Origin of the sequence: Acinetobacter sp. YH1901141 (assembly GCF_013416935.1) — a bacterium.
Classification (GTDB): Bacteria; Pseudomonadota; Gammaproteobacteria; order Pseudomonadales; family Moraxellaceae; genus Acinetobacter; species Acinetobacter towneri.
In genome coordinates this window covers 1-8,152 of the sequence record NZ_VPEY01000044.1, presented here as the reverse complement: position 1 = coordinate 8,152, position 8,152 = coordinate 1, and the positions used below count along the sequence as shown (strand labels likewise).

Annotated in this window: 7 protein-coding genes and 1 pseudogene; 2 read left to right on the top strand and 6 right to left on the bottom strand. The window is 42.8% G+C overall.

The genetic code is table 11. The features are described 5' to 3' along the window. The 5 genes from FTV52_RS13760 to FTV52_RS13740 form a co-directional block, all read right to left on the bottom strand. A partial coding sequence (locus tag FTV52_RS13760; protein WP_218950505.1) for a type I restriction endonuclease subunit R occupies positions 1-1,783 on the bottom strand: 1,783 nt, incomplete at its 3' end. A gap of 84 nt (positions 1,784-1,867) precedes the next feature. Next, the gene (locus FTV52_RS13755) at positions 1,868-2,344 is read right to left on the bottom strand and encodes a hypothetical protein (protein WP_179991013.1); all 477 of its coding nucleotides are present in this window, start codon (positions 2,342-2,344) and stop codon (positions 1,868-1,870) included. Between the two features lie 26 nt (positions 2,345-2,370). Further along, positions 2,371-2,910 carry a DUF2939 domain-containing protein gene (locus FTV52_RS13750; protein ID WP_179991012.1) on the bottom strand — a complete coding sequence of 180 codons (540 nt, stop codon included), beginning with the start codon at positions 2,908-2,910 and terminating at the stop codon, positions 2,371-2,373. Positions 2,911-2,962: 52 nt separating this feature from the next. Next, the gene (locus FTV52_RS13745) at positions 2,963-4,162 is read right to left on the bottom strand and encodes a restriction endonuclease subunit S (protein ID WP_154320117.1); all 1,200 of its coding nucleotides are present in this window, start codon (positions 4,160-4,162) and stop codon (positions 2,963-2,965) included. Beyond that, positions 4,159-5,709 (bottom strand): class I SAM-dependent DNA methyltransferase, encoded by a 1,551-nt coding sequence (locus tag FTV52_RS13740; RefSeq protein ID WP_179991011.1) that lies wholly within the window; start codon positions 5,707-5,709, stop codon positions 4,159-4,161. The genes FTV52_RS13745 and FTV52_RS13740 overlap by 4 nt, the downstream gene beginning before the upstream one ends. A gap of 254 nt (positions 5,710-5,963) precedes the next feature. On the opposite strand from FTV52_RS13740, the gene FTV52_RS13735 reads away from it, so the two are divergent. Together FTV52_RS13735 and FTV52_RS13730 are read left to right on the top strand one after the other, a co-directional pair. Next, positions 5,964-6,542, top strand: a complete 579-nt coding sequence (locus FTV52_RS13735; protein WP_004871202.1) for a LexA family transcriptional regulator — start codon at positions 5,964-5,966, stop codon at positions 6,540-6,542. A gap of 15 nt (positions 6,543-6,557) precedes the next feature. Next, positions 6,558-7,862 carry a Y-family DNA polymerase gene (locus FTV52_RS13730; protein WP_179991010.1) on the top strand — a complete coding sequence of 435 codons (1,305 nt, stop codon included), beginning with the start codon at positions 6,558-6,560 and terminating at the stop codon, positions 7,860-7,862. A 164-nt stretch (positions 7,863-8,026) separates the two neighbouring features. Here the strand turns inward: FTV52_RS13730 and FTV52_RS13725 are convergent. Next, a pseudogene (locus FTV52_RS13725) lies at positions 8,027-8,152 on the bottom strand (type II toxin-antitoxin system RelE/ParE family toxin); the annotation flags it as partial.

Below are 8,152 nucleotides of genomic sequence, written 5' to 3'. Positions count from 1 at the left end.
CTTGGTTTGCATTAGCTTTCAGACGTTGTTCAAAGTGTTCTACGATGTCTTTGGCAATCGCTTTGATACGCTCTTTACTACCGATCAGCCCTTCGACCCTTGCCCACTTCGCACGCTCTTTTTGTGTTTGGTTTAAGTCGTCTTCACTGAACTGTTCGTCGAAGTCTTCAATCAGCTCTTTGCCTTCCTCACTGATGGCAATCTTAGCAAGTCGGCTTTCATAGAAGATCCGAACGGTTGCACCATCTTCAACAGCTTGCGAGATGTCATAGATGTCGACATAGTTACCAAACACTGCAGGTGTGTTGACATCCGTTTTCTCAATTGGTGTACCAGTGAAGCCAAGATAAGTGGCATTCGGTAAAGCATCACGCATGTACTTGGCAAAACCATAGACAGTACGCTTACCTACAACCTTGCCATCATCGTCTTTGACATCGACTTCCTTGGCATTGAAGCCATACTGCGAACGATGTGCTTCATCAGCAATCACGACAATGTTGGTTCGATCAGAGAGTTGCTCATAAACGCTACCACCATCTTCAGGTTGGAATTTCTGAATGGTTGTGAAGATCACACCACCTGAGCCAACTTTGAGGAGTTCTTTAAGTTCTTCTCGGTTATCTGCTTGCTTAGGGGTTTGTCTAAGCAGTTGGCTTGATGCTGCAAAGGTTCCAAACAGTTGGTCATCTAGGTCATTACGGTCTGTGATGACTACGACTGTAGGGTTATCCAAAGCCAAGACAATCTTGCCTGTGTAGAAGACCATAGACAGAGATTTACCCGAACCTTGGGTATGCCATACTACACCTGCTTTCTTATCACCGACTGCTTGTTGTTGCACAAGTTCAAGCTTACTCCTGCCCTGATGTTGCATCGCAAGTTCTGCTGATTTCGAGTCCGAAGACATTGCAGATGCACGAATAGTAGAGAGGACTGCTGCATTCACTGCATAGTACTGGTGGTAAGCAGCCATCTTCTTGATAGTCTTAATAGTGATTAAGCCGTTGGCATCTTCTTGCTTATTGGATTCAAACACAATGAAGTGTCTGATCATGTCGAGTAATGTCACTGGATTGAGCAAACCATGTAGTAAGACTTCAAGCTGTGCCTGCGTCTTCTTTGCTTTGGTTTGACCATTAGAAGTCTTCCAAGCCATGTAACGACTCAGGTCTGCTGACACAGTGCCTGCTTTCGCCTCTAAACCATCAGAGATGACGTTGAAGGCATTGTAGGTGAATAGTGATGGGATCTGGCTTTGGTAGGTCTGGATCTGCTTATATGCGCCTTCTACAGTGGCATTCTCGTCTGTGGCATTTTTAAGCTCAATGACCACTAAAGGTAAGCCATTCACATAGATGATAATGTCAGGTCGTCTTGTCCAACGATCTTCTTTGATGGTGACTTGGTTTACGACAAGGAATTCGTTATTGCTTGGATTATTGAAGTCAACAAGCCAAGCATATTCACCTTGGGTGTTACCATCCTTGCTCACTTCAATATTGATGCCTTCAGTAAGTAAGCGGTGGAATGCCTGGTTGTTGCTGAGCATATCTGGGGAATGCAGATTGGTGACTTGCTTCAGCGCCTCAATGCACTTGTCTTCATTCAAATGAGGATTGAGACGTTGCAAGGCCTCCAGTACTTTGGGTTCCAAAATGACCTGCTTATAGCTTCGCAGAGGATTGATTCCTTTGGATTCAATTTCTGGTCCATACACATAGGTATAGCCCAATCCCTCTAGTTGCTCTATCGCCATCAGCTCAATGTCTGATTCAGTCATCTTAGTCACTTGAATACTTCCCCCTAAACTTGTCCATATAGCCTGGACTCATTAATTGTTATCTGAATGTAAAGCTGAGAAACCTTATTCATCGTCCTGCACGTTATAGCCATACTTCTGCACAGCATCCTCAATAGCTCCCTCAAACTTATGGCAAGCATAGAGGTAGAGTTCAGCATCAACCATTAGAACACCTGGTACACCTAAACCATCATTGAGTGGAATCAGAGTCTTTTGTGAACCGATCTGAACTGTTGGTCGTTTGTATGAGCAATTCACAGTGACTTTATGTGGCGATCTGTTCCAGTCAATTTTCTTGGCTTCCCACTCACGGCTCCCACCCAGCAAGGTGACTTGGATCTTGGATTCTGTCGCTGTCTTGTTAAGTTGTTTGTAAGAGACAAACTTGGCGACTGAACAAGGAGAGTGATAACAAGTTTCTATGACTTTACCTTTTTGTATACCGCTATGATTGAATTTAGCTGGAGCTGCTTGGACAGTGGCAGCAAAGCCAACTACAGCAATCAAGCCAATTCCCATTTGAGTCATGCGCTTTATCATTCTGTTTTCCTCTTATTCTCTTCTACTTAATCCATCGGCACAGCGATCTTGTGAATCTTCCAACTTAAGCCATCACGAGCCATGAGCACTTTGACTTCTTTGGATTGATCCTGATCTTTAATGACCACCTCAAAATCATTTAGGGACGTGTAGCCTGCTTCATACTCTGGCTTAGGTTCTTCATTTTCTTGGTTTGATGAATCTTGCCCACCCATTGACTGCTGTGCTGATTGTTTTAGGTCTTTGCCTTGTAGCATTAGGGTCATCCCTTCAGGTGTGACAAAGCCATCAATCATCTTATCGACCATGGTTGAAGCAAGCATTGCTCCTAATGCAGCAAAACCATCAGTGTCTTGATTCATTAGCTCTTTAGCCATCATGGCATTCATCTGGTCTTTGAAGCTCTGACGCACGCTTGGATAGTCAATGTACTTGGATACTGTATCGCTATCACCTGCCTGTGCTGCTTTCTTGATGTTATTGAGTGCAAGGTATGGTGTGGCATACAGGTAGCCACAGATCACGACTACGATTGCAATTAAAGCCCCTATTAGCTTCTTGTTCATGTTTACCCCTGAATGTAAAAAAGATGAAGCCATCAAATGACTTCACTCAATGTTATGCAACTTCTTCTGTTTGGTATTGGACTCTGATTTCACCACTCATGAGCTTTGGTAGAAGCGAGTCTCTTAGGTTTTCTAGCGTTTGGATTTGTCGGTTGTTTTCCCAACATTTTTCAAATATTGGTTTAATGATCTTGACTGCTTTATCCTGTAAATCTTTAGGTGGTAATTGTATTGGAAACTTACGAAAGTCTTTTAAGACAATCCTTGGAATCACAGCCCCAGTGACGATGTTTTGCATCAAATCATGGGTTGAATCCAGTTTCAAGAATAAGGTTAAAAGCATAGGGTGGTATTGACCATTTGGTCTCAGCATAGCAATAGACGATAATAAGACGACATCTAAGCTCTCCTCCATAAGGAAGACATGTTTTAGATAACTACCATCTTTAGCTATTAGGATGTCACCTTGTAATGCCTTACAATCTGCCTGTACTAAAGCCTCGTAATCTTCTTTAGAGATTTTGCGACATGTAGACTGATTAATGCCCCAATCATACATATCTTTTACCGAAGCCATTGGATACCCATCCTCAACCGATGCAGGACTACTATGAGATCCATCAGTGATACGAGTACAAACATCAGCTAGAGTTACTTCCTCCCAATCCTCTTTCGCTTCTTCAATAAACCAATGACGAAACAGTGTTTCAGCCATGGCTTCCAAGGTCTTGTTCTGACGATGCAATAAGCCAATCTTGTCATCGAGTGATGAAAGGACTGAGGCTATGGCTTTTTGTTCAGGGAGTGGTGGTACAGCTACTTCAATCTCATCAAATGTGGCTCTCGTGATAGTATCAAATACACCGCCATGTGAAATTTGAGTCAATTCTCGAACTGTATCAGTTAAAAGGTAATACAGGTAATCTGTATCAGATATTCCTTTTTTAGACCGAATACCATAGCAGGATTGGTTAAACGTCATAGGTTTATCTAAAATTGCGAGTACACCAACAGTTCCACGAGCTGAGATGATAATGTCGCCTTTATTCAGTAGTTTAGTACTCGAGTTATTCAAACCTTCTTGAGTGATAGTCTTTTCTGTACTACTGACAAATTTAAGCCCTGTATTAAAATCGACTACTGACAGCCAAGGAATATCACCTCCCCAGTACTCAGATACAGAGGTTTTAGGTGTTCCACCACCGATGATTTCCATTAAACTTCCTAACGAAAGCTGTTGCCACTCACTCATACAATCACCTTTGCCAAGTTTTCAGCAATGGCTTGATTCAGCTTAGCTTCCTCTTCAAGCTGTGCTTCAAACTCAGCCTTCAGGCTAGTAAAGCATTCCTTAAAGTCGAACTCATCTTCATCATCCGCTAAACCCACATAACGACCTGGTGTCAGTACATAATCAAACTCTGCCACTTTCTCAAGCGGTACAGAAGCACAGAAGCCAGCAACGTCTTCATACTCACCATCTTGGTTTCTCCAATTGTGGTAAGTCTCAGTGATCAGCTTGATGTCTTCATCAGACAACACTTTGGTTCTGCGGTTAATCAGATGACCCAGGTTACGCGCATCAATAAATAGAATCTCATTGCTGCGGTCTTTGTACTTGGTTGAACCAACACGATCACGACGCATAAACCATAAAGCAGCAGGAATCTGGGTATTCAGGAACAGCTTTGCAGGGAGGTTCACAATACAGTCAATGACATTGGCTTCTGAAACCAAGGCTTTACGAATCTCACCTTCACCACTGGTTTTAGAAGTAAGCGCACCTTTAGCAAGTACAACTCCTGCCTGACCTTTAGGACTCATGTGATACAAGAAGTGTTGCATCCATGCGAAGTTCGCATTACCTGCAGGAGGTGTGCCCAATGACCAACGAGCATCACCAACTAACTGTTCACCACTCCAATCTGAGACGTTGAATGGTGGATTAGCAATGATGTAATCCGCTTTCAGGTCTTTGTGTGCATCGTTCAAGAATGAACCCTCAGAGTTCCATTTCACATGCTCTGAGTTGATGCCACGAATCGCTAAGTTCATCTTAGCGAGTCGCCAAGTGGTTTGGTTACTCTCTTGTCCATAGATGGAGATGTCATCGACTAAGCCTTGATGCGACTCTACGAATTTCTCAGACTGTACGAACATACCACCCGAACCACAGCAAGGATCGAATACACGTCCTTTATATGGTTCAAGCATATTAACCAATAAGCTTACGATGGATTTAGGCGTGTAGAACTGTCCGCCTTGCTTACCTTCAGCTAAAGCGAACTCACCAAGGAAGTACTCGAATACATGGCCTAGAACGTCGGCAGAGCGAGATTTCGCATCGCCTAGTGCAATGTTACCAATCAGATCAATCAGCTCTCCTAGACTCGTAGGATCAAGATTCTGACGTGCATAGACCTTAGGAAGTACGCCTTTGAGCTGAGGGTTGTCATTCTCAATGGCTTCCATTGCATCATCGACTAACTTGCCAATGTTAGGTTGTTTTGCTTGGTTTAACAGGAATGACCAACGTGCATTATCAGGAACAAAAAAGACGTTGTATGCAGTGTATTCATCACGGTCTTCAGGGTCAGCTCCTGCAAACTCTCCTTCACCTAAAACCAGTAAGTTGTAGTGGGCTTCAAATGAGTCAGAGATGTACTTCAAGAAGATCAAACCAAGAACAACATGCTTGTATTCGGCTGCATCAATGTTCTTACGAAGCTTATCTGCTGCTTTCCACAGTACAACCTCTAATGGTTCTTGTTTGGCTTCTTTCTTTGGAGCACGGGCCATGAATCGTCCTTTAATGAATAGCTTATCTAATATTTGTTAATTGAATACTAACCAATTATCTATGCGTGCGTAAGCATGCAGATGACATTAATTGTCGTATACCTCCAGTGAGGTGGCGATAATGCGGGAAAATTTGCAGTGGCCTTTATGGGAACCGTTAAGGTTTATTCACCATTCATCGAAATAGTCTTGAATCTGTAGCACATCCAGTCATATATTTGATTACGTCACAAAATCAAAAAAGTTGATGAGTCATGAGCAATAATCGTGGGGGAAGCCGAGAAGGTTCCGGTAGAAAGCTTAAATATAATGAACCTACAAAAACGGTAAGAGTACCTGTATCCAAAATCATAGAGATCAAGAATTACCTCAACGAGGCAGAGAAGCAAAGCTTCAATGATGTGGCATCCATCACGCTTGTAGATCCTACAACACTTATGCACATTCCCTTGGCTTCAGAAAAGGTTGCTGCTGGCTTCCCTTCTCCTGCCCAGGACTATGTCGACAAAACCTTGGACATGAATGAACACCTCATCAAAAATGAAGCTGCAACCTTCGTTGTGAAAGTAGCTTCACTTTCCATGAGAGATGCAGGTATTGAGATTGATGATGAACTAATTGTAGACCGGAGCATTGAAGCCAAGCATGAAGACATCGTGATTGCACTGATCGACGATGAGTTCACCGTGAAACGTCTCATGATTGAAGGTGATCATAACCATTGGCTTAAAGCAGAGAACCCTGAGTATTCTGACATTCATCTAAAGGATGGGCAGGAAATGGTGATTTGGGGTGTAGTGACTTTTGTCATCAAGCCATTCAGAAAGCGTTAATACTTTATTGGTTTCATGCTCATGCAAGCATCTCACCAGAAGATCTATGCTTTAGTAGACATCAACAACTGCTATGTCAGTTGTGAACGTATCTTTAACCCAAGTTTGAACAATAAGCCTGTCATTGTGCTATCCAACAATGATGGCTGTGCTGTAGCTCGATCTCAGGAAGCCAAGGACTTGGGCATCAAGATGGGTGTTCCTCTCTTTCAGATCAAGGACATCGTAGAGCAGCATCAGGTGCAGGTGCTATCGAGCAACTATGCACTGTATGCAGAGATGTCTCGCAGATTCATGAAAATCCTGTCCGATTTCGTATCTCCCAAAGAACAGGAGATTTACTCAATTGATGAGTGCTTTCTGGATCTGACAGCTCATTCAGGGAATTACGACTTGACTGAATATGCCCATCAGATTCGTCAGCGTGTGTTTTCTTGGCTTGGTTTACCTGTATGTATTGGCATTGGACGTTCAAAGACTGAAGCGAAACTAGCGAACCATATTGCCAAGAAGAACGCTTACTTCAATGGTGTTTGCAACTTGGTTTCAATGGATCCATGCTCTGCTGAAACTCTGCATCAAGCCATAGATGTTGGTGAAATCTGGGGCATAGGCCGAAAGCATTCTAAGAAGCTCAACAGCCTGGGGATTCATTCAGTTATGGATTTTGTCCTGGCTTCCCCTCTGATGATCAGGGACCAATTTTCTGTAGTGATGCACAGAACCTTATTGGAACTGCAGGGAATTGCTTGCATTGAACTGGAACATACGCCACCAGCCAAGAAGCAAATTATTGCGAGTCGCTCTTTTGGTCAACGCATCTACCATATTGATGATCTCAAGGAGGCTATGTCGCTATATGTCATGGATGCGGTTAGCAGACTGAGAGATGATAATCTGTTGTGTGGTTGTCTGATTGGTTTCGTACAATCAAACCCATTTGATAGCTCAAAGCCCTTCTACAATAAGTCTTTATCCTTGGCTTTACCAGAACCTACCGACAACTTATTGCTGCTATCTAAACTCGCTACAGCGATGATTGATGGCCTGTATGCCAAGGACATTGCCTTCAAGAAATGTGGCGTGATTCTGACGTGTCTCGAACCAAAGGCAAGCCATGTATATGACATGTTTACCGACATGAAGCACATCGAAGTCAGTGATGCTTTGATGGATTCCCTTGAAGCGATTCATCTTAAGTATGGCAAAACCAAGATTGCCTTGGGCGCAAGTTTAATGCCGAACAGAACATGGAATATGTCACGAAATCGGCTAACACAGAACTACTTTAAATGGGATCAACTGCTTTGTGTGAAGTAAATGTCCTGCCTATAAATTGATTTCGTTTTGGTTTCATAATAGTTGTTTATTGATTTCAAAATAGTTGTAATTTACTACTACCTAATCGAAGATTATCTACATCAAAAATGCCCATAAACATGAGTGTTTTCATAGACACTACCTGCTTATAGGCATTACATCTTTTATGAATGACGAGAGTTGGCATCATCATAGACGGCATTGTTTTCACGTCTGCCTACAGCAATCACGATGACAACTACCTCATCATCAACGACTTCATAAACCAGACGATAACCAATACAACGAAG

What these genes read in the sequence shown, in the direction of transcription:
- FTV52_RS13750 (WP_179991012.1), bottom strand. Translation starts at nt 2,910, where the DNA reads ATGAACAAGAAGCTAATAGGGGCTTTAATTGCAATCGTAGTCGTGATC.
- FTV52_RS13740 (WP_179991011.1), bottom strand. Translation starts at nt 5,709, where the DNA reads ATGGCCCGTGCTCCAAAGAAAGAAGCCAAACAAGAACCATTAGAGGTT.
- FTV52_RS13755 (WP_179991013.1), bottom strand. Translation starts at nt 2,344, where the DNA reads ATGATAAAGCGCATGACTCAAATGGGAATTGGCTTGATTGCTGTAGTT.
- FTV52_RS13730 (WP_179991010.1), top strand. Translation starts at nt 6,558, where the DNA reads ATGCTCATGCAAGCATCTCACCAGAAGATCTATGCTTTAGTAGACATC.
- FTV52_RS13735 (WP_004871202.1), top strand. Translation starts at nt 5,964, where the DNA reads ATGAGCAATAATCGTGGGGGAAGCCGAGAAGGTTCCGGTAGAAAGCTT.
- FTV52_RS13745 (WP_154320117.1), bottom strand. Translation starts at nt 4,162, where the DNA reads ATGAGTGAGTGGCAACAGCTTTCGTTAGGAAGTTTAATGGAAATCATC.